Origin of the sequence: Roseofilum halophilum BLCC-M91, from assembly GCF_030068445.1 — a bacterium.
Lineage (GTDB): Bacteria > Cyanobacteriota > Cyanobacteriia > Cyanobacteriales > Desertifilaceae > Roseofilum > Roseofilum halophilum.
Map to the genome: position 1 here is coordinate 1 of NZ_JAQPOK010000016.1, position 22795 is coordinate 22795.

A 22795-nucleotide genomic window follows, 5' to 3' on the forward strand; every position below is an offset into this window, starting at 1 on the left:
ATTGAAATTGATAAAAATACCAAAAGAATTTGGAGAAAAATCCTTAGATAAATTGAGATATTTACAGGCATGTATGTGTAGTCAAATAAGTTATGTCCATTGGCTACCCAAGTTGATCTTTTTTTGACGAAATCGCCCGATTGCCGGTGTAGTGTGTCTAATTTTAGACATGCTACGGATGCCGTTCAACACTTCTGGCCAATCAGTTAATAAAAGGAGAATACTACCCCCGATTAAATCCAGCCATAGCAGTAACAATAACCGATTTTATTTTACTGAAAGAAAGTTCAAAAATCATCAATAAATTTGTGTTTCAAGAAGAAGAGAAAAAAAACCTGAAAATCCTAGAGAAAGAATTACGATTGATTTTTGTAGAAATTCCCAAATTCAAGAAAAATTTATCGGAGTTAAAGACCTTAACAGACAAATGGATTTATTTTCTCAAAGAAGCGGCAACGTTAGAGGAAGTACCAGAGAATTTGGGAGAAGTATCGGAGATAGAATTGGCGTTAAATCTAGCCAGTCAAGCCAACATGACTCCCGAAGAATTTGAAATAGTAGATCAGCGAGGGATGATGCTGCAAGATGAAAGAGGCAGAATAACTTATGCGGAAGAAAAAGGCAGAAAACAAGGTAAAAAAGAAGGCAAAAAAGAACAAGCGATTGCCTTAATTATGCGTCAACTTAAAAAACGTTTTGGAGAAATGCCAAAGGAGATAAGCGATCAAATTGAAAGCTTATCCATTGAACATTTAGAAAGTCTAGGAGAAGATTTTTTAGACTTCAACAGTCTTGATGATGTAGCTAACTGGCTAAAAAGTTTCTAATTTAAAGCTCCACATTGACACTAAAGTAAAACCCATCATCCTGGGCATTATTCCCTCGGTCAGGGAGATCGATAATCGGATAGCCATAATCAAAGCGAATATTCCATCCGGGGGCGACTTCCCAGAGTAATCCGACTCCCACGCCCATTAAAAAGTTCTCAGAGGCTAAAATATTGGGATTATTTCCACTATTCCAAACTTGACCCAAGTCGAGAAAAGGGGCAACCATCAGGGTGGGTTGACCTTTGGTATCCCGTTGGATGGTAATCCGGTCTTCGATGGAGATGAAAAAGCCATTATCGCCAGACCGGGCGTTTTGTCGATATCCTCGAACGGATTGACCGCCACCAATGACGTATTGCCGTGAGGGAAGTAAGCTTGTGGTGGCCAGTTGTAGGTCTCCTCGAAAGGTGAGTAAATGAGTGTCGCCTAATCGTTGTAAGCGCTGTAGACTGAGAAGCCAACTGAAAAAACGGCTATCGGGGGTCGATCCGGCATTTAGGGTTGCACCAAAGGCATCTATACCCAAATTAAACTGCGATCGCACTCCCCAAATTCCCCTGGCATCCCGACGCAAGTATTCTTGACCAAAGCGAATGGCGCTACTACGGGTTCTACCGCGATCGTCCGGCCCTGCTCCAAAACCAAAGGGAACATCGCCTAAGAAGGTTTGGCCGCGATGGTGGGAAAATCCTAGGGAGAGGGCGAATTCTTGACGGGGAGAGCGAATAATCGGCTGGCGATAGTCAAATTCATAGCGTTGGGTTTCCCCACGAATGCCTAAATCTTGCAGTTCAATATTACTAATTTCATTATTATCGGGTAAAAATTGGACGGTTAATGAGCCATCCATGGCATTTAAGGGAATACGATAGATAAACTCGTAGCGACTGGTATCTCCGCCAGTGGTGGTACGGTTATAGCCCAGGATGAGGCGATCGCCCAAACCTGTCAAATTTTGATATCCTAACCGAACCCCCAGTCGCTCCGATCCCACACTCGCTGGTGAATAGTTATCCGCAAATAAATTAACCGTCAGAGGTTTCTTTAAACTCACCCGCACTGTCAACTTACTTTGACCAATCTCCGCTCCTGGTTGCAAACTCGCCTCTACACTTTCAAACAGAGGGTCAGTTTTCAGCAGTCTTAATTGATTTTCCAAAGAAGCACTATTTAACGGAACTCCTGCCCCTCGGCGAATTCGACGGGTAATATAACTCGGATTTAAACGCCCTGCCCCTTCTACTACAATCTCTTGCAAACGGCCTTCAATCACTTGGATTTCCACAATGCCATTGTCCACCACCTGATCGCCCAAAAGTGCCCGACTATTAATATACCCCCCATTCAAGTAGAGTTCAGTAATTCTATCGGCTGCTTCCCTCAGTTGCTCTAAAGTTTGGGACTCACCTTCATATGGGCTAACGACTTCCTTGAGTTCTTCCTGACTAAAAATCGTGCTTCCTGTAACCTGAATTTCCCGCACCTCAATCGGTTGGGTGGGTTCTGAAGTCTCCGTATTTTGCGAGAGGGGAGAAACCGGGGACAAACTCCAAGAGAAGGATTCAGGAGGTGCTATAGGTTCTAGGGGTTCAGGAACCCATTCAAGATTAGGGGAAAGGGGGTCAGATGTCATTTCCAGCGAATCAGGAGCTATGGGCGAACTTGCCCAACTCGGAGCTATCAGGGACGTTAAGGCACTCACTGATAGACTGGAAATAAATAAGGCACTCCTCACACTACAGACCTCATAGATAGGGGTTGACGTTTGGGGTAGATTGCTTGATCTAGCAGTCATCCTATAGAGTAAGACATTTAGATTAGGATATTGGCTCAGATCGACAATCCCCCTAGGCATTCAGGGGGATTACGCGGACTTTCCAACTGAATTATTAGCCAACTCCAGAGGATAAGTGCAAGGGCTATTGAATTTCATTAGCATCAATGCCTAATTCCTGGAGTTTAGCCCCTAGAAGATTGGCTCGACGCTCCGCTTCCTGCGCCCGCTCTTCTCCACTCAGTAATAAATTTCCCTCTGTATCCCACCAGCCGGGATAATGGTGAAGGTATTACTGACTCAAGTAAGTTAAAGTTCTATGGCTAACCTGGTTTTATTTTGGCATCGCCGCGATTTAAGAGTTACGGATAATTTGGGCTTAAGCTATGCCCAATCTAGGGCGAATTCTGTGGTGGGTTGTTTTTGTTTCGATCCACTTATTTTGCATGGGGATGATGTTGCACCGATGCGGCTGCATTATCTTTTGGGCTGTTTACAAGAGTTACAAGAAAATTATCAACGACTTGAGCATCCGTTTCTGTTACTGCAAGGAAAACCGGAACAGGTGATTCCTAATGTGGCTAGGGATTTAGGGGTGGTTGAGGTGGTTTGGAATCGGGATGTGGAACCCTATAGTCAACTGCGCGATCGCCGAGTGACTGAAGGCTTAAAGGAAAAAGGAATTGAGGTGAAAACGGTTTGGGATCAGCTTTTGGTGGCTCCAGAAGCAATTCGCACGCAGTCGGGAAATCCGTATACGGTGTATACGCCGTTTTGGAAGAATTGGCGAGGACAAAAGAAGCTCGATCCGGTGGTTGATTTACAACCGGGAGGAGGGTTAACGGAAGGGCAGAAAAAAGCTTTGGATCGGCTTGAGGTTATGCCGTTGCCGAGTTTGAAAGATTGGGGATATGGGGAGCCAGGGGAGTTATTGATTGTACCGGGAGAGGGTGCAGCTCAAGAACAACTACAAAGGTTTGGCGATCGCTCCCTAGAATTTTATGAGCAGCAGCGCAACACCCCCAGTATAGAGGGCACATCGAAGCTGAGTGCGGCTTTGAAGTTGGGAGCGATCGGCATTCGCAGGGTTTGGCAAACCACCCAAGAGGCGATCGCCAAATCTGAGAGCGATAAAAGCCGTCAAAACATCCTCACTTGGCAACAAGAACTCGCCTGGCGAGAATTCTACCAGCATGTACTCTACCACTTTCCACAACTCGCCGACGGCCCCTATCGAGAGCATTTTAAACACTTTCCTTGGGATAATAATCCCCAACGCTTTCAAGCTTGGTGCGAAGGCAAAACCGGTTATCCCATCGTCGATGCAGCCATGCGCCAACTCAATACCACCGGATGGATGCATAACCGTTGTCGGATGATTGTTGCCAGCTTTTTAACCAAGGATTTAATCATCAATTGGCAATGGGGCGAGCGTTATTTTATGCAGCACCTTATTGATGGAGACTTAGCCGCCAACAATGGGGGATGGCAATGGAGCGCCTCCAGTGGCATGGATGCCAAACCCTTACGAATTTTTAATCCTGCCAGTCAAGCACAAAAATTCGATCCCAAAGCCGACTATATCCGCCAATGGTTACCAGAATTAACCTCAGTGGAAACCAAGGATTTACTCACGGGAGATATTCCGCCTTTAGTCCGTCAAGCCTGCAATTATCCCTTACCCATTGTCAACCATAATCAACAACAACGGGAATTTAAGCAGCGCTATAAACAAGTGAAAGAAAACCTATAATTGGAACTATCTTATATCCAGTCCGCTTATTCATGTCCGCGAAGCGGAAATACCCTAATTAAAAATCCAGGGAGCAAGATGCTCCCACTCCAGTCAGATCAAAAAAATCGAGGAGTGCGGGCATCTTGCCCGCTTCTTGAATCCAATTAACCGGATTTGATATAAGATTACAAGTCATTCCCTATTTCCTAGCGCTTTTAAACTCGACCATTCCAAAGATCGTGCATAAAATACATTTGCACCGGATCGAGTTTGCCTTGCTCAACCAAATAATTGAATAAATAAAGAGTCGCCATACGCACATCATCTTCCCCCGCTTCTTCCTCTGGTGTAATCTCGTGGTGCGTCATCTTAGAGAGTCTGCGGTAATTTTCCTGAACTTTAGTCATGCTTTTAATTTTTACTCCCAACTGATAAAGCTGCATAAACGCCAAAAATTCAACAATAGACTTGCGGATTTTCGCTTCTACTTCTCCCGGATTAATGATTTTATCCTTCTCAATTTTACCCTTCAGGGCTTCAATAATAAATTCTCGCACTTGACCACTGTAAAATCCGCTATCATAAGCTACAATTGCTTCTGAAATTTTTAAGCCATACTCCGGTTTACGGAATCCAGGAATTCCTGAATGAGTCTGTTGATTGACCATATAGCCCACTCGAAAAGCTGCCACATTAGCGGCTAAATCGGGTTCAGACGCATCCGCTTCTAAGGCTTTATAAATCGTCGAAAACTTGCCAGAACGAAAATCGAGAACCGATTGGGCTAAATCTCCGCTCCAAGAACTATGCTTACTTGTCCAAGATGTGGTAAAATTGAATAAGCTTTTCCAACTTGGAAGTTGAATTTGATCGGATAAAGAGGCAATAAAATGAGCAAAATCTGTACTTTGTCCGCATAATACTACGGTCTTATCTAAGCGATTATCGATATATTCTACATCAGATAAAGTTGCCCAACGAAATAAGTGATTGGTATAGGATTCGCGGGTATAGCGGCGCAACTCATTGGCAATCTCATAGGGAGAAGCCTGGGGCATTTTGGTTTCTAGATGCTCAACAAAAGATAGCATTTGCAGGCGGTTATATTCTAAAGAATGGGTAAGATTATTCATAGATGCAAACCTGGTAGAGTCTGAACAATTAACAATTAAGGTCGATCTTCCGGAGGATCTAGAGTGTTTTTGACTTGACGTAAAAATCGTTTAAGTTTGACAATTTTCTTGCGTTTTTTGCGACTGTTCTCTAAGGGCTGAGAATTGGAGGGAGAAGTCTGGGGCGGACTCCAGGAGGCTTCTCCTGTAGGAATGGCATGGCTGCGAGGGCGAATGGTTTCGCCATAGCGATTAGCCCAAACTTGGGTAAATTCTGCGCCAATGAGTAAGATTTGGGCAGTAAAGAAAATCCATAATAATAAGATCACAAACGATCCGGCAGCGCCATAAAAGGATTTGACGCTACTGTGTCCTAAATATAAACTAATTCCCCATTTGCCTAGGGTAAAGAGGATAGATGTAAGGGTAGAGCCAACCCAAACATCTGACCAAGCGACTTTGGCATCGGGTAAGATTTTATAAATGGCTCCAAACAAAAGGGTAACGACGAGAAAAGAAACTCCAAGATCTGTCCAACGCCAAATACTGGCGGGGGTATTCATCCATTGTTCGAGCCATTCACTGACTCCGGCTAAAACGGAGCTAAAGACGAGGGAGAGGAGCAAGAGAAAACCGATCGCTAAGATCATTAAAACGGATAGAACTCTAGCCATGAGAAAATTCAGGAAGCCGCGTTCGGGTTTGGGGGTAACGCCCCAAATGATATTGAGGGCGACTTTGAGTTGGGCAAAGACGGTGGTTGAGCCAAACAATAAGGTGGCGATCGCGATTATAGTGGCCATGAGACCCGATTGGGGTTGATAGCGTTCCTGAATTAAGGTTTGAATGGACTGGGCGGCCTCTGAACCAATAAATTGTTGTAATTGAATGGCTAGTTGTTCTTGGGCTGCTTCGTGTCCAATCACAAAGCCAGCTACCGCCACAGCAATAATCAGCATGGGGGCTAAGGAAAACACCATATAATAGGCTAGGGCGGCTGCCAGGATGGGAACCCGGTCTTGCTGCCATTGCACGAAGGTTTCTTTGAGTAATCTCCAAATGGCGTAGAGTTTCATGGAACTGACGCAGAAAGAACGGGAGTACACTACTATCAAAGCTTATCTATTGCCATCCGGCTAGTGTTCGAGTTCTCCGAATTCTGTAAGAGTAGGATGTAGAATTTTGTTAAAGTACGGCTAAGGTATGCGGTAGACACTCCAACCATGAGAGGAATGATTCAAAGACGATGGCAGTGGGTAAGCTTGGCCCTCATCATCATGGTTTTGATGATGGGACTGCAAGTGGTTAAACCCATATCGGCTAAACCCCCAAAAGTGGTGGATGAAATTCGGGGGGTTTGGTTAACCAATGTCAGTAGTGGGGTTTTGTATAGTCCTTGGGGTATTAATCGGGCGATCGCCCAACTCTCTGAACTGAATTTTAACACGATCTATCCGGTGGCTTGGAACCGAGGGGTGACGTTTTATCCTAGCGATAAAGCGAAAGAAGTTATCGGTCGCAAACAAGATTTATTACTTGATGCGATTCGTTTTCGTCAGGATACCCTCGAAGAAATCATTACCTTGGGTCATCAGCAGGGGTTGCGCGTGATTCCCTGGTTTGAGTATGGGTTTATGGCTCCCCAAAATTCCTTATTGGTGAAACGTCATCCCAGTTGGTTAGCCCAAAGTCGAGATGGACAACCGTTAACCCACCATGGAAAATATGGTCTAGAGTGGCTCAATCCTCTGCATCCAGAAGTGCAGCAGTTGTTGATCGATCTGATTGTGGAAGTGGTCACCCGGTATGATGTGGATGGTATTCAACTCGATGACCATTTTAGTTTACCCGTAGAGTTGGGGTACGATCCGTTTACCCTGTGGCTTTATCAACAGGAACATAATGGAGAAATTCCGCCGGAAAATTATCAAAATGAGCAATGGATGCGCTGGAGGGCGGCTAAACTGACTCAAGTGATGAAGCGGATTCATGACCGGGTAAAAGAGATTAAACCGGATTGTGTTATTTCTTTGTCGCCTAATCCCCGTGAGTTTGCGTATCGCAATTATCTACAAAATTGGCTTTCTTGGGTAGAGTTGGGTTTAATTGATGAGTTGGTGATTCAAGTGTATCGGAGCGGGATGGAAACGTTTCTGCGCGATTTGCCCGATCCGGTGATTCCCAAGTTGCAGGAGAAGATTCCGGTGACGATCGGCATTTCTACGGGAACTTTGAGAACTCCGATCGCCTTAGATTTGATTGAACAGCAAGTGCAAGCGGTGCGCGATCGCTCTTTGGATGGCTTTTCATTCTTTTATTGGGAAAGTTTATGGGGATACATTGCCCCAGAGTCTCCCCAAGTTCGCCGTCGAGGATTTCGAGAGATTATTGCCCATGAGTCATAATCCAGGTTTAATATCTAATGTCTAATTCCCAAATGATTGAAGCGGGCTTTGGAATTCAATGGACGGTACATACCTTAATCGGATTTCTACTGAGTCTGTTGCTGATTGAAATTGGCGAACGACCCGATATGGGAATCACAGAAGGATTCATTGGGGGCGCGATCGTTGGCCTGATGCAATCGATGGTGCTTTTGCCTCATCTCAAACACGCTGGCTGGTGGATGGTTGTGAGTGCCATCTGTTGGGGGATTATGGGATGGGGTGATTTAGGGGCGATCGGTTGGATCGCCCCCAGAACCCTGGATATTTCTGTGCGCTTGATCTATGGCCTTTGGGAGGGGGCCAAAGTGGGGTTGGTTCTGGGTGTGGGTCAATATGTACTGCTCTCCCACCAGGTTCCCCAAGCCTGGCGTTGGATTCTTGCTAGTGTCCTCGACTGGGCGATCGCCTTAGCCTGTGGTTGGGCCCTAGGGGGGTTGCTCCGGCTCCAGTTTCGTCAATTTCTCGGAGATGTCATGGGTTTAGGATGTGCCTGGTTAATCGTGGGCGGCTTAACCGGTTTTGCCCTCACCCTACTATTGAACCGTCGCAAGTTTTAGAATACAGCGCTTCGCGCCCTCCGTGGGGGAATGGGGGAGTGAACAACAGACTCAATCTAGCGAGTGAACTATTTTGCCTATCCTTAAAAACTGCCATTTGATGTACCCCATAGCAGAGGAATCGGCTGTATTTACCAAGGGCTGCCGACTACGGTAAAGCCAGCCCAATGAAATGGATGGGAGAGGGAGCGATCGCCATTTTTCAATTGGGAAACCACGGTTGCAGGAAGGGTAACCCGGTTATGGGGAGTCACTAATTCTCCGTTCTCGACGAAAATTTCCCCTCGTAACATCGCCAGTTGTGCTTGACGCAGGGCTTCGGCTTTAATGGGTTCGGTTTGCAGGTATTCGTAAAATGCGGTCATTAATGCTACCGTAGACAAGTCATCTACTTTCCAGAGACTGGCAACGGAAGATTTTACTCCGGCACGAACGGCTAATCCTGCAAAGCCCAGTTCTGCGTCTAAATCCCCGATCGCCGTTTGGCAAGCACTGAGTACCAAAAGTTCTACTTGTGGCTGCTCGTGCCAGTCAAAGTCACGTAGGGTTTCTAAGGCAATGGTGCGATCCCAAAATTCTAGTTTGGTGCTATCCCTAGAGTCAAAATCAGCATGGGTTGCCAGATGGACGATATCATAGCGACGACTGAGGCGCTGGGTTTTCATGTTCTCTAGGGTAAAGTCTTGATTTAAGAAGCGATCGCTATGCCAATTTCCACTGCCAATCATTTCTAACTCTAAGGGTACACTGGGCAGAGGATCGCGTTTGGCATTGGGAAATTCAGATGCTCCCATAGCCAATACCCTGGCATTCTCTAATCCTTCATACGTGGAATTGGTTAACGTCACACTGGGAATCAGAGCAATATTATACTTCTCAATCAGGAATTGTTCCCCATCATGCAACATGCCCAAGGGAATCGATCGCAACCCATTATCCACGCTAAACATGAGGGTATCAATCCCTTGCGCTTCCATCTGTTCTTCTAAGGGGGCAATGATGGCTTTATAGGCTTTTTGTGCAGTAGCCAGGATAGGAGCCTTGTGTCTACTGCCCTCTAATTCATTGTACATGGCTGTAGCAATTCGCTCTGGCTTGTTGGATACATTATGGCCGAAAAAGCGATCGATCTGCACCGTTTCGACTTCAGCAACACCTTCAGAGGTGACTAAGACTAACACCAGTCCACCTTCTAATTTAATGCCTTCGCGATCGACATTAGGATGAGAGAGAGCATAGACGACTGCCGGTTTATTGCCAGTTTGCGCCTCGATTGTACTGAGCATATCCTTGATTCCGGCGATCGTCACAATCTCCGAAGGATCTTTTTTCACATATTGACTATACTCTTCCGTCATCAACTGATCCAGTTCTTGCAACCGTTGATCCCAGGTTTCTTGTAGTCCTCCCAACTCTAAATTCAGAGACGCTAAATCAATCGCAAAGCGATCCAAGTCCGTTAAATCAGTCGTTACAGTAACATTAGAAGATCCAGGAATATTCGGATTGACACTCACAGAAACTGGAGGCACAGAAGTCAACGGAGTTAAAGGAGGATTAACTGGGATTTGAGGCTGAATTACGCTCTGGGTTACCGATGGATTCACCGATTGATTTACCGGTGAATTAACCGGTGTGGCATTACTCTCAATCGTCACCGTTCCTGGAATACCTTGGGGAGCAGCAGTATTAATCAGTCCTGTCGAAACCGTTCCCGTTTGCGAGTTTAACGAAACATCTCCAGCATTACCTTGATTACTACTCGTATCAATATCTTCTGTCGTAATATTGCCAAGTGCCCTAACTCCCACATCTCCACTATTGCCATCATTCGTCGAGCTATCAATATTTCCAATAGTCACTGAACTTTGGGGACTAGAAACCTGAATATTGCCTCCATCTCCTCTATATGAAGAGGATGAATTCAAGTCACCCGTTGCAACGCCTTGTACCCCCTCTACCATAATATTTCCGCCATCTCCATCACGAGCAGACGTATCAATATTAGCCGCTTGAACCGCTCCATCGGTTCTACCCGTAAAATCTCCCCCATCTCCTTGCACAAAAGAGGATGAGACAGAAGTACCAATTCCAATTCCTGTTGCTGTTTGAATATTGACGTTACCAGCATTATTGAGGAGCGTGGGCAGGAATAAGGCAGGATTTTCAAACTCAGGATTAATTAGGATTTGAACTTCCTCAATAATTTCAGCCAATTCAGGCTGATTTTCTGGAATGGAGTTATCCGGGTTAGTTGAGTTGCTCTCTTGTGGTACAAAAACCACTCCAGTAATTTCCAGTGGATTATTATTACCATCTTCAATGATTTTAGTAATTGTCTCTGGAGAGCTACTTGAATCATCAGATTGCTGAGTTGCAGTGGAGTCGCTACTGGAGTCACCAGCTTGTTGGTTGTCTGTAGAGCCGCCAGAGCCACTGGAGTCACCACCTTGCTGGTTGTCTGTAGAGCCACCAGAGCTACTGGAGTCACCACCTTGCTGGTTGTCTGTAGAGCCACCAGAGCTACTGGAGTCACCAGCTTGTTGGTTGTCTGTAGAACCGCCAGAGCTACTGGAGTCTCCGCCTTGTTGGGGGTCTGTCGAGCCGCCAGAGCTACTGGAGTCTCCGCCTTGTTGGGGGTCTGTCGAGCCGCCAGAGCTACTGGAGCCACCACCGGATTGTTGGTTACCTGTAGAGCCGCTAGAGCTACTGGAGCCACCACCGGATTGTTGGTTAGAATTGGCTTGACCAAGACTAATCTCAATTGTCCCTGATAGTTTTCCGGCTATAGGTACTATTTGCCCTGGAAACTCCAAGTCTCTAGCAAAAGTAATCGTATCACCAGAATGATCGCAATCGAAAGATCCTCCACAGCGACTAATGATGTAGTCTCTTAAAAGTCCAGACTCAATTGTAAAACTGCCATTTTCAGAGGTAATGGTAATATCTCCAGGTGTGCCTGATAGGGTTCCTGATAAGAGTTCTTCAGTTCTAATATCCCCATAGCTAGAGATAGTAATATGCCCTCCATCACCATTACCAAAAACACCCGTGATAATAGAATCGGTGGTCACCGTTCCGTTCTCGCTGGTAATTTCTACATTTCCTCCATTATTATCGCCTGAACTCGAACCAATTGTACCCGTAGCAATCCTAGCTGTTTGAACATCTTCTCCAGCAGTAATGGTAACATGACCACCATTTCCTGCGGTTTCCGCAAAAGCTAACACTTTGTCAACGGTAAGATGTTCGCCAGCTTCTAGAACAATATTGCCTGCCTTCCCGTCTTCTACAGAACTGGTTATTTCCCCAGTTTCAATATATCCATCAACAGATCTAATCGTAATATCTCCTCCATCCCCTGGATTGTTTGTCAAGATTCCACTAGAAGTATTAACTTCATTGGTAATGGTGATATTTCCACTCTGACTAATAATTTCCACATTACCGCCATGAGGGTGGTTAGTCAGTTTTGCTTCAGCACGGGCCATAATTCTATCCCGGATAAACACATCTCCTTCACTCTGAATAGTTATATCTCCAGCCGAATACTTTTCAGAATAGGTAGAGAGTCTTTCGGCTTCAATTGTGTTGCTACTATTGAGGGTAATGTCTCCACTATCTCCTACTGCGGATGAAATGTAAATTGTGCCAAGTCTTAAACCCGCTCCAGAAATATCAACCGATCCATTGGTGTCAATGCTATCTCCTGCATCCATCGCAAATGAGCCTTGCCCATCTTTATCAGCATCAGCGACAAAGGTTAATGTGTATTTAGAGCCTCCTAGTATATTATCGCTGAGGTCTTCAATCGTGATATTATTTGTGGCTTCAATCGTGATATCGCTGGTTGCCCAAATTTCTTCTAGTTTTTCTTCGGAAATAATCCAATCTGCATCTGGATCTTCATCCCATAAAATTTTGCTATCCTCTAATTCTGAATCATTCGCTCCATCTGCTCCATCGACAATGGTGACGTTTTTCGGATCGAATAAAACTTGTCCGGTATCTCCATTAATTGCGCTTAAATCCACGTCTCCGTCCACTCTCAGAGCGTTGCGGCTGGAAATTTCGGCAAAACCGCCATCTCCGCCTTCTATGCCGCCAGTAGCGCTAATTTGTCCGTCAAATCGAGTCAGGTTTTCTGACCAAATGAAGATGTTGCCACCGTCTCCTAATTGTTGCGATCCGGCGTTGAGGATGGAGTTTTCATTGATGTAAGTAATGTCGGCTGTGGGAAAGGTAGGATTTCCCTTAAAGTCACCGCCAATTCTTAGCGTTCCACCATCAAATAGTCCGGAAGCATCTAGGGTTGCGTCAATGACTCCGATGCGCTCTGCCATAATGTTAATTGTGCCGCCATTTTCGGCGGATGTATTGACGGTTCCGGAGATGATGGAGATTCCATTAACGTCGGGAATTTCTACGCCACTTCCGGATAGGACAATTTGCCCTTGTTCGTTGATTTGAATTTGTTCGGCATGATCGAGTCCGGAATGGGTGAGGAGTTCGGGGAGTTTTAGGGGAGTGATTTCGGGTTCTTGGCGCTCATCTTCTAGGGGAATATCGAGGCTTAAGAGGTGTCCTTCTTGGGTGATTCTAATAATTTGTTGGTCGGGAATGGCGACGACGGTGATGGTTCCGCCAGGGGCTTCTAAGGTTCCGAGGTTAATGACATTCGCGCCCATTAAGGTGAGATTGGAACCTTCGGAAAGTTTCAAGTCTCCGAAGTTGACGATACTGCCAGAGCCGTTGACATCGAAGCGAAATTCGTTGGGCGTGCCGACTAATTGACTCCAGTTATTGTCGCCTACTGCATTAAACCATTGGCCATTACCAAAGCCGATTCCAGTGGCAGTTGTGGCGGCGAAGTCGGCGGGAATATTGAGCTGGGCGTTGGGGCCAAATACAATTCCGGCGGGGTTCATTAAGTAGAGGTTGGAGTTGCCGCCGGTAACTTGAATTAAACCGTTAATAATGGAGGGATCGCCGCCGTTAATTCGTCCTAGGATATTCTGAATTTGAGGATTACTCATGAAGTTGGCAATTTGCCCTTGAGATAATCCGAGTTGTTGAAAACTATGGAATAGGTTACGCCCGTTTCCGGAAAGTTGTCCGCCTTGAATGTTGAATTGATTGCCTTGATGATTGATGATGGTTCCGGTGCCGTCCATTGCGGGGACAATGTTTTGGGCGAGGGTTTTATGGTTGAGGGGAGAAAGGGTAAGGGAAAGGAGGGTGGCAGAGGTGGTGAGGAAGGTGAAGGTATTGAGTTTCATGATTTTTAGGTAGATACGAGGTTAAGGGTGGGGTGAGTATTGGAAATGCCCTCTCCCTAAATCCCTCTCCCACGGGAGAGGGACTTTTCTCCCCTTCTCCTGTGGGAGAAGGGGCTGGGGGATGAGGGGCTGGGGGATGAGGGCAAGTTTTGATGATTCATTGAAAAGTAATTGATTCGTAGGTTGGGTTGAGGAAGGAAGCCCAACCTATTGGTTGGGTTGAGGAAGGAAACCTAACCAATAGGTTCGGTTGATGTTGGGTTTCACTTCGTTCAACCCAACCTACGGGACAATGGCGGGTGATAGGGCGAAATCAGGTGACCAAATCCTTTTTGAATAGGGGCATTCCGGAAGGCGATCGCACTAATTCACCCTGTTCATCTTTCTCTATATCACAAAATTGGAATTCTCCTGACTCATTTTTCTGCAAGTGGATTTTGCCATTGATGACTTGATAAACGGGGGGATGGAATTGGGCGATGCCTTGATATTCGACAATGTTGCCGGTGGAGTCGCGCACGACGGGACAGGTGACGAGTTTTCCTTGTTCGCTGAAGATGAATTCTTGGGTTTGGGGATCGCGTAGGGGGGTGGGATAAATGGGTAATCCGGAGTCGGTTTTAATCAGTTCTCCGGATGCATCGGTTAAGGGAAAGATGAAGACGGGATCGCCGTGGCGATCGCAAATTAAATCCCCACTGGCGGTATCTCGTAGGGGAATAGCATCGGGATGGGGTGGTGGTGGGGTATCCATTTCGGGATAGGGGGGATGCAGTCGGGGTAGCTCTGCACTGGGGGTAAGCGGATAATGTTTGGTAAATTGGACGGCAGCTTGGGTAAATCCAGAGCGTTTGAGTAGGGCTTGAATGCCGGTTTGATCGGCGCTGATGAGTAAGTCGATATCGGTGACGTTGAGTTCTTCGGCTTTGGCGATCGCCGTTTTTGCTAAACTAGAGATAGCCTCTCCTTGTCGATGTTCCGGTTTCACATACAATCCCAACACCGAACCCACCCGACGGGAAATGAACGGACTTTCTAAATCTTGATCCACCGCCAAAGTCTCCGGTAGCTCTGGAGGGGGAGCTTCATCATAGAAGTAGATAATCAAGCAACCGGCGATCGCCCCTTCAACCTCCAAAACCCACCCATAGGTGAGCGGTTTAGCCAGTTGATGGCGAATATACGCCTCAAAGTCAAAATTCGGTTTCACCCCCATAGACGGGTCAATATCTTGGCGCTCTGCGGCAAATTCAGCCCATAAGGGGGCGATCGCTTCTGCATCTTCCAGAGTAGCCAGTCGATAACTATAATTCATAGTTCCATCCCTAATCAATCAAATTTATGCGCTTCTATAGGGATCTCTATTTTTTCAAGGCGATTTTATGCAAATTCCCGAAAATTGTCATAAAACGTTACAATCTCTTGGGGGAATGGAGAGATGGGGGGATTACCTATTCCCCATTACCCAATAACTAACTTCCGACTTTTTTTCCAAGCTAAACAGATGGGGCTTATGAATCCCATAACCCTGAGCATAGTTAATCCCCAAGGCTTGCACTTGTTCCAGGATTTCTTTATTCTCAATCGATTCAGCAATCGTCTTTAACCCCATCACTTGGGCAATACGCTGAATCGATTCTACCATCACCCGATTAACTGGATCGTTAATCAAACTTTTAATAAACGTCCCATCAATTTTCAAATAATCAATCGGTAATTGTTTCAAATAAGTAAACGAAGACATACCACTGCCAAAATCATCCAACGCAAACTGACAGCCCAACTCTTTTAATTCCGTAATAAATCTAATCGCCTGATTTAAGTGGGTAATCGCCACAGTTTCTGTAATCTCAAACCCAATCAGAGAGGGGGGAATGTGATGTAACCAAAATTGCTCTTTGAGGAACTCTAAAAACGAAAAGTCATTAAAACTTGCTCCCGATAAATTGACTAAATAAATCGGCTTTGCAAGGCGAGTCGATTGACTTGCCGATCCTTGACTCATATGAGTCGATAACTTTTGAAATAAATTGCGGATTACCCAGCGATCGATCGCTGGCATCAGGTCATACCGTTCTGCGGCTGGGAGAAATGCCATAGGAGGAATTATAGTTCCACTGCCATCAATCATACGGATAAATAATTCACCGCAAGGTCGCATCTTCGACGCAGAATTGAGGGCAATAATCTGTTGAACATACAAGCAGAACCGATCTTCTTCTAAGGCTTGATTAATGCGAGCTACCCATTGCATATCACCTTGACGTTTAACCACTTCTCGATCTTCAATTTGATAGATGTGAATGCGGTTGCGTCCCCCATCTTTAGCCGCATACATGGCCGTATCGGCTGCACTCAGGGCAATATGTTCATTGTCAATCGATCGATCGATTGGGACTAAGCCAATACTGACTCCTATCGTAAATAGTTTATCTTCCCAAACAAATCGAAAATTTTGAATCGTTTCAATGATTTTCTGGGCCACTTTTTGCCCTTCACCTAGGGAACAGTAATGCAACAATAACCCAAATTCATCGCCCCCTAAACGGGCAAAGGTATCCGTTTTGCGAATTTTACTTTGGAGAACTCCAGTAATTTGACGCAGGAGTTTATCGCCAGCAGAATGACCACAGGTATCATTGACAATTTTGAATTGGTCTAAGTCTAAATAGCATAAAATATGTTGTTGATTCAAGTGATGGGTTTCCTGGAGAGCGGCTTTGAGACATTGCTCAAATTCCCGTCGATTAATTAAGCCCGTGAGGGGATCGTGGCTGGCTTGCCAAGAGAGTTGATGGGCAAGCTTACGGGCTGAGGTGACATCTCGGCAAACGATCACAGTTCCCACCATGCGATCGCCCTTTAAGCGGATGGGAGCAATAGAGAGTTCGATAATGTAGGGTTGGCGATCGCTCTTAGAATAAAGGGTGTAGTTAGAGACTTTAATGATCCTGCCCGTAGTCAGGCTTTGATGCATCAGGATTTGAATCGGTTTTTGGTTAACATCGCTGGTGGAGAAAATTTCACTGACCGATTTGCCTTGAGTGACATGACTGGTTAAACCAATCAGCTTTTCAGCCACTGGGTTAAGAGATTCAATTTGGTGATAGATATTGGTGACAATAACCGCATCCCCAATCGAGTTGAGGGTGATTTGAGCCAGTTCCTTTTCTTGTTGAAGTGCTTGTTCCAGGTTCCGGCGATCGCTAATCTCTTGTTGCAAGCGCACATTGGTTTGCACCAGGTCACTGGTGCGCTGAATCACTCGCTGCTCTAGGGTTTCGTTCACTTTCCGCAAAGCATCAGAAGCTTGCTTACGTTCAATCGCATAACGTAGCGATCGCATCAGCAACTCCGTATTTAACTGGCGTTTAATCAAATAATCCTGCGCCCCTTGGCGCACTGCATCGACCGCCAAGACACTATCTGTATTATTGGTGAGTACAATAATCGCCACATCTGGCGCTTTCTCGATTAGAGGACTCAAAGACTCTAGTCCTTGTGCATCCGGTAAACTCAGATCCAGTAAGACCACCTTAAACACCTGCGCTTCCAGTTGCTCAAGGGCTTCTGACAACCGACTCACATGGGTCACCTCAACCCCCATCGAGGGTGCTTGTTTCAAACGCTCCTGTAGCAGACGAGCTTCAGCTCGATTGTCTTCAATTAACAGGATTTGAATTAAGGGATCTTCCACAGTGCATCACCCTTTTTAAACAAAAATAGTAGCTTAGACTACTTTTGGGCTTACCTTCACATTTTAGAACACTTTTTCTCCACCATAAGATTAAATTTATAGTTATTTTACAAAACTTAACTTTCCGTAAAAACTCTAGGGGATCAAGCAATGGGAAGAGAAACTGTACGAAACCAAAACGTTTCAATTTGTTCAACCAGATGAAAAAGTTGCTTGAGATTATTCGGTTTATGAAGATAACAATTCGCATGTAAATTGTAAGTTTCTTGGATATCTTCTAGCCGTTGAGACGTGCTTAAAATCAAGACTGGAATATGTTTAAGATTCGGATCGGCTTTGATTTCGGCTAACACTTCTCGACCATTTTTTCGAGGTAAATTTAAGTCTAGCAGTACCAAATCAGGGAGAGTGCGTTCCGTAAACGGGGGTTCCGAACGCAAATAAGCGATCGCATCTACTCCATTACCCACAGACTGAATTTGATAAGGTTCTGTCATCTTCTTGAACCCTTCTTGAATTAAACGCACATGGGCCGAATTATCCTCGATCATTAAAATCCGATGAGCTTGCTCCAAATGAGTCATTTTAAGTTACAGCCGTTTTTTATTACAAAATTTTAACTACTTTGCAGCAATCATAATCATCGGCATATACAATGTCAAGTCTAACTTATTCCCCACCAAACCATTCAGCGCCTAGACAATCTGCTTAGGGATGGTAAAGTAAAAAGTTGACCCTTCACCCAGTTTCGATTCAACCCATATTTTCCCTCCGTGGAACTCAACTATTTTTTTACAAATAGCTAGTCCAATCCCCGTACCTGGGTATTCTTCACGGGTATGGAGGCGCTGAAAAATCGTAAAAATACGATCCGTCATTTCTTTATCAATACCAATACCATTATCCTCCACCCAAAATAGCCATTCTTCTGTATCTTCTCGAACTCCGATATGAATCTTAGGACTGTTATCTCGGTGAAACTTAAGGGCATTACTCATTAAATTCTGAAACAGTTGCGTTAATTGGGTCGAATCAGCCACAATCTCTGGAAGAGCATCATAAGTAATCTGGGCCCCCACTTGGGCAATCCGAACCTGTAAATGACTCAAACTCCGCTTCAGACTCTCCTCCGCATGGATTAAAGCAAATCCATCTGCTTTTCTGCCCACCCTCGAATAGGCTAATAAATCATCAATCAACCCTTGCATATGGGTTACTCCTTCCACCACAAACCCCAGGAAATCTTTGCCATCTTGATCGAATCGATCTTCATAACGCATTTCTAGCAATTCCACATAACTGCCAATCAGATTCAAAGGTTCTTGCAAATCATGGGAGGCAATATAAGCAAATTTTTCCAGATCCGCATTAGAGCGCTCTAGCTCTTTCGTCAATTTGGATAATTCATCCACTTGATTTAAAATAATATGAATCAATGATTTGCGTAGCTCTTTCACCGCTTCAATTTCATGGGGTTCCCAGGGCAAAGATTCACCTCGAATAATTTCTTTCCAGGCTTCAAATGAATTGCGAGGTGATAACTTCAATTTGTTGTATGCATCCCTGGTTTCTCGATAAGTCTCATAAGGATTTCCTCCCCAATGGACTGTCTGTAGCACTTCTGGGCGAAACCAGAGTAGATAGTTATTTTGGGGGATATGCAGAGCTAACAAGCCCACTGCTATAAGCTGAAATGCTTTGGCTTCAGGATAGTCCTGTGATAAATTTTGAGTATAAAAAAGATTGTTTTCCCGATCGAGACTGAGCCATTCAATTAACCGTTCAATCTGTTTTGGTTCTGGCGTTACTCCTATGGTTGTCTGCAAGCCATTCCAGAAAACTGCTGCTCCTTGTGCGTTGACTAAATCTAATAAATTGGGGTGATGCTTGACTAGGCCATCAATCAATGTATGATCTTGACCCATAAATGCGAGAAGTTGAGATTGAATGCTTGTTGATTCTACTCGATATTCATAGATTTGATGTTCAGTTTTAGTTCGTAGTTCTAAGGAGAAAAATTGACAAATAAATTCACCAATTTTTCTGACCTCATGGGGCAGATATTTGGGGTTATAATGATGGCAAGCGACTAATCCCCATAACTGATTTTGTTTCTTTAAAGAAAAAACTAGGGTAGCGTCAACATCCATATTTTTCAGATATTCCTGATGACAACTGGACACCCCTCTTAAAGTTGCATAGCTTAAATTCAAATCTCTATCGCCTACGGACGAGCGATCGGCAAGTACAGGAACTCTTTCTGCTGCTACATCAGGAATTAATCTTACCCAAATTTTTTCTAATATTGCTAAGGTAGGCTGGGTATCTTGTCGGGGAAAATGTAAACCGAGAAAGGGTTCTATATCGGAGTTTTTGGCTTCAGCAATAACTTTACCATTAAAGTCTCGATCGTATTGATAAATCATTACTCGATCGAACTGCATAATTGTTTTAATTTCTTCCGCTAGAATTTCACAAGAACGTTGTAAATTGGAAGCATTTTTAAGTTTTTGACTAACGTCTTGCGTGATATCTAATGTAGAAAAAAGATCGAAAGATTTTACGGATGAAGTTTTCTCAAATTCTAGAATAATTTGACGATCTAAGTTGCGATGAAGGAAGACAGGGAGAGATGGAAAATTGTGGTGTTGGATGGGAAGTTGGGCATAGACGGGCAGACTTGGAGAGGCTGGTAATTGAGCGAGCGCCTCTTTTAAGTGCCCTTCAGAAATCAGTATATCTACCCTCTGACCGAGTAATTCGTTCGGAGTCAGTCCGAAAAGATCGCCAATGTTCTCACTGACGTAAATCACCCTGAAGGTGTGTTCGTCTAGAGCAATTAAAGCCCCATAGCTTTGAATGGAGCCAATACGAGCAATATCTTGTTCGTAGGGGGGGATGTCTTGGCCATCGTTGAGTAACATGGGATATTCCAACTCAGTAATCAGGAACAGCCAGGATCAAGAGTTAAGAATCCTTTGCGCGATCGCCAACCCTAGGGCAATTCCCAGCACTCCGATAGTCGCTATGCGATCTAGGGGAGCAATCGATAAGCTATATTTTAACATGCCACGACTGTGACCATACCCACGCAAACGCATGGCCTGATAAACTCTTTCCGACTGTTCGTAAGTTCTCACCAACAGGGTTCCCATTAAAGCGGCTAAGATTTGAAGGTGTCGCCAACTCAAGTGCTTTCCATCAAACCCCCGCAAACGAGAAGCCGTTTTCAGGGTTTTCAGGCGATCGCCAAATTCCGTTAAGTAACGATAGCTCAGAAGCATCATATCCCCTAAAACCGACGGCAAACCCAATTGCCCCATAGCCTTAATCATCGTCAAAAATGGCGCTGTACCAAACAAAATCAGTGCCACCACCAAAATACAAACAAACCGCACGCTAATTAAAAGCACTGCCAAACACCCCTCCAAACGCAATGAAACCATGCCCCATTCCCACAACACCGTTTCCCCAGCGATAAAGGGTAAAAAGATTACAATTCCTAACAAAAACCAACCCGGATAGCGCAAACGTTGGCGCAAAAAAGACCAAGGTAACTGAGATATTGCGTATAAAACCCAGGTAATTCCCGACATTACCGGTAACAAGACTAAAGATTGAATCCCTGAGAAAGAAAAAATTAACCCCATTAATCCAATTAACTTACATCGAGGTTCCCAACGATGTACGGGAGAGTTGAGATCTGCGTAAGTATCCAGTTCTAATCTCATCGAAAATTGGCACTCCAGAAACCTTAGACCTTAAACCAAGGCCTGAAAAAAGACACAAATAACACCAAGATTGAGTCTCTGTGCTTTCTGTGTCTGAACGTTTTTCTCTATATTGGTATATGCTTATCAGATAAAACTGATCGGCTTTAGGCTAAATCGCAATTTTCCTTGAGAAGGCCTTCCCATGAAAAGCTTGAAAAATGGGCATTATAGCGTGAAAAATAGTTTTCCAATTACCCATTACCCTTCTGCCGCGCGTTTCCGACTGCGGCGGATAGATGTCCGCCACAGCCCAAAGCGCTGTATCAGTTTTTTAGTAGCTCCGCGAGCGAGAAAATTTCTCCCGTCTATCTCTATCCTCACGGGGTTTTGCTTTATTGACTTTGATCTGGCGACCCATCCATTCTGCCCCATCCAGGGTAGAAATGGCACTTTGTTCATCCGATTCATTTTCCATGTCTACAAAACCAAATCCCCTAATGCGTCCCGTTTCCCGGTCCGTTGGTAAAGTGACACGCTTAACAGAACCGTAGTCGGTAAACACCAATTTCAGGTCTTCTTCTGTGGCATCATAGGATAAATTACCGATATAAATAGTCATGAATTACCTCTAGAATCAATTGCATGTAACCCTATGAGTTGACTAAGTATCATAGGGTTTGAGTCACAAAGGATTCAGTTCCGAAGTCCAATCTTGTTCTGTCTGAATCCTTTATTGTTGATGTTGCGTCTTAGCGGCGTGAACCAGAAAATCCTCGATCTCGATTGTTTGACCGGTTTTCACGGGGTTTGGCTTTATTCACCTTCAAAACCCGCTCCATCCATTCAGCTCCATCGAGTTCATCAATGGCTTTCTCTTCTTCAGCTTCAGTTTGCATTTCCACAAAGCCAAAGCCACGCTTACGTCCAGTTTCACGATCGATGGGCAAACTCACCCGCGTTACACTGCCATATTCAGCAAAGACTTCTCTCACATCATCTTCTTCTAAGTTGTAGGATAAATTTCCAATATAAACGGACACGCGATACCTCCGGAATCAATTAGGTGCAGAAGTTTCTATTCGGAGATACGCCAAGCATTAACACAAACACAGTGATCTACCGATTTTAGTCTTCAGTAGATAGTTTAGCACAGACTAGGGCTGATATTGCCGATCTCTTTAGATTCTTTTTGGCTACTGGTTTTGGCCAAAATTGGGTTGGCGACCTTCCCGATCCAAGACTCACCTGTTTTCGGCGATCGCCCTCCCCTCAAGTCTTCTCCCTTAGTCAAGGTAAAAGCTCCCCACATCAGGCTGGGGACTTAGCGAGAAGCACCTCGACTGCGGTTATCACGACGGGATTCGCGAGGTTTCGCCTTATTGACTTTAATCACTCTCCCCATCCATTCTGCTCCATCGAGGGTCTCTATGGCCTGTTGCTCTTCGTCTTCCGAACTCATATCTACAAAGGCAAAACCCCGCTTCTTCCCTGTGTCCCGGTCAGTCGGCAGAAAAACGTTGGTCACTGTGCCATAGTCTTGAAAGATCTCCCTGAGATCCTCTTCTTCGGCCTGAAAAGAAAGGTTACCAATATATACAGTCATGAACTCACTCTAGAATCAATAGCGTATCGAAGTTTTAGATTCGGAGAT

At 44.9% G+C, this 22795-nt stretch carries 16 protein-coding genes and 2 pseudogenes; 5 read left to right on the forward strand and 13 right to left on the reverse strand.

Annotation, left to right across the window (positions count from 1 at the left end; translation table 11 throughout):
- Both PJF56_RS02195 and PJF56_RS02200 read left to right on the forward strand, forming a co-directional pair.
- A pseudogene (locus PJF56_RS02195) lies at positions 1-127 on the forward strand (IS4 family transposase); the annotation flags it as partial.
- Positions 128-197: 70 nt separating this feature from the next.
- A pseudogene (locus tag PJF56_RS02200) lies at positions 198-827 on the forward strand (Rpn family recombination-promoting nuclease/putative transposase); the annotation flags it as partial.
- Between the two features lies 1 nt (position 828).
- Here PJF56_RS02200 and PJF56_RS02205 read toward each other — a convergent pair.
- Positions 829-2463 (reverse strand): ShlB/FhaC/HecB family hemolysin secretion/activation protein, encoded by a 1635-nt coding sequence (locus tag PJF56_RS02205; RefSeq protein ID WP_283761000.1) that lies wholly within the window; start codon positions 2461-2463, stop codon positions 829-831.
- A 460-nt stretch (positions 2464-2923) separates the two neighbouring features.
- Here PJF56_RS02205 and PJF56_RS02210 point away from each other — a divergent pair, with 460 nt between their 5' ends.
- A complete protein-coding gene (locus tag PJF56_RS02210) occupies positions 2924-4357 on the forward strand; it encodes an FAD-binding domain-containing protein (protein WP_283761001.1) in 1434 nt (477 codons plus the stop codon).
- Between the two features lie 197 nt (positions 4358-4554).
- On the opposite strand, the gene PJF56_RS02215 is transcribed toward PJF56_RS02210, so the two are convergent.
- A complete protein-coding gene (locus PJF56_RS02215; RefSeq protein ID WP_283761002.1) occupies positions 4555-5472 on the reverse strand; it encodes a hypothetical protein in 918 nt (305 codons plus the stop codon).
- A gap of 35 nt (positions 5473-5507) precedes the next feature.
- The gene (locus PJF56_RS02220) at positions 5508-6527 is read right to left on the reverse strand and encodes a YihY/virulence factor BrkB family protein (protein WP_283761003.1); all 1020 of its coding nucleotides are present in this window, start codon (positions 6525-6527) and stop codon (positions 5508-5510) included.
- A gap of 156 nt (positions 6528-6683) precedes the next feature.
- Between PJF56_RS02220 and PJF56_RS02225 the strand changes: the two genes are divergently transcribed.
- Positions 6684-7856 carry a glycoside hydrolase family 10-like protein gene (locus PJF56_RS02225; protein ID WP_283761004.1) on the forward strand — a complete coding sequence of 391 codons (1173 nt, stop codon included), beginning with the start codon at positions 6684-6686 and terminating at the stop codon, positions 7854-7856.
- Between the two features lie 17 nt (positions 7857-7873).
- Positions 7874-8455 (forward strand): hypothetical protein, encoded by a 582-nt coding sequence (locus PJF56_RS02230; RefSeq protein WP_283761005.1) that lies wholly within the window; start codon positions 7874-7876, stop codon positions 8453-8455.
- Between the two features lie 131 nt (positions 8456-8586).
- Here PJF56_RS02230 and PJF56_RS02235 read toward each other — a convergent pair whose 3' ends face one another.
- The 10 genes from PJF56_RS02235 to rbp (PJF56_RS02280) form a co-directional block, all read right to left on the reverse strand.
- The gene (locus PJF56_RS02235) at positions 8587-13734 is read right to left on the reverse strand and encodes a CHAT domain-containing protein (protein ID WP_283761006.1); all 5148 of its coding nucleotides are present in this window, start codon (positions 13732-13734) and stop codon (positions 8587-8589) included.
- 313 nt (positions 13735-14047) lie between these two features.
- The gene (locus PJF56_RS02240; protein WP_283761007.1) at positions 14048-15049 is read right to left on the reverse strand and encodes a GNAT family N-acetyltransferase; all 1002 of its coding nucleotides are present in this window, start codon (positions 15047-15049) and stop codon (positions 14048-14050) included.
- A gap of 132 nt (positions 15050-15181) precedes the next feature.
- Positions 15182-17431: an EAL domain-containing protein gene (locus PJF56_RS02245; RefSeq protein WP_283761008.1), complete on the reverse strand. Its 2250-nt coding sequence runs from the start codon at positions 17429-17431 to the stop codon at positions 15182-15184.
- 143 nt (positions 17432-17574) lie between these two features.
- Positions 17575-18015: a response regulator gene (locus PJF56_RS02250; RefSeq protein WP_283761009.1), complete on the reverse strand. Its 441-nt coding sequence runs from the start codon at positions 18013-18015 to the stop codon at positions 17575-17577.
- Between the two features lie 111 nt (positions 18016-18126).
- Complete coding sequence (locus PJF56_RS02255) at positions 18127-20355, reverse strand: ATP-binding protein (protein WP_283761010.1); 2229 nt, start codon at positions 20353-20355, stop codon at positions 18127-18129.
- 36 nt (positions 20356-20391) lie between these two features.
- Complete coding sequence (gene cbiQ, locus PJF56_RS02260; RefSeq protein ID WP_283761011.1) at positions 20392-21162, reverse strand: cobalt ECF transporter T component CbiQ; 771 nt, start codon at positions 21160-21162, stop codon at positions 20392-20394.
- Positions 21163-21475: 313 nt separating this feature from the next.
- A complete protein-coding gene (gene rbp, locus PJF56_RS02265) occupies positions 21476-21763 on the reverse strand; it encodes an RNA-binding regulator (protein WP_283761012.1) in 288 nt (95 codons plus the stop codon).
- Between the two features lie 130 nt (positions 21764-21893).
- Complete coding sequence (gene rbp / locus PJF56_RS02270; protein ID WP_283761013.1) at positions 21894-22184, reverse strand: RNA-binding regulator; 291 nt, start codon at positions 22182-22184, stop codon at positions 21894-21896.
- A 104-nt stretch (positions 22185-22288) separates the two neighbouring features.
- The gene (locus tag PJF56_RS02275; RefSeq protein ID WP_283761014.1) at positions 22289-22435 is read right to left on the reverse strand and encodes a hypothetical protein; all 147 of its coding nucleotides are present in this window, start codon (positions 22433-22435) and stop codon (positions 22289-22291) included.
- 30 nt (positions 22436-22465) lie between these two features.
- The gene (rbp, locus tag PJF56_RS02280) at positions 22466-22747 is read right to left on the reverse strand and encodes an RNA-binding regulator (RefSeq protein ID WP_283761015.1); all 282 of its coding nucleotides are present in this window, start codon (positions 22745-22747) and stop codon (positions 22466-22468) included.
- Positions 22748-22795 lie beyond the last annotated feature (48 nt).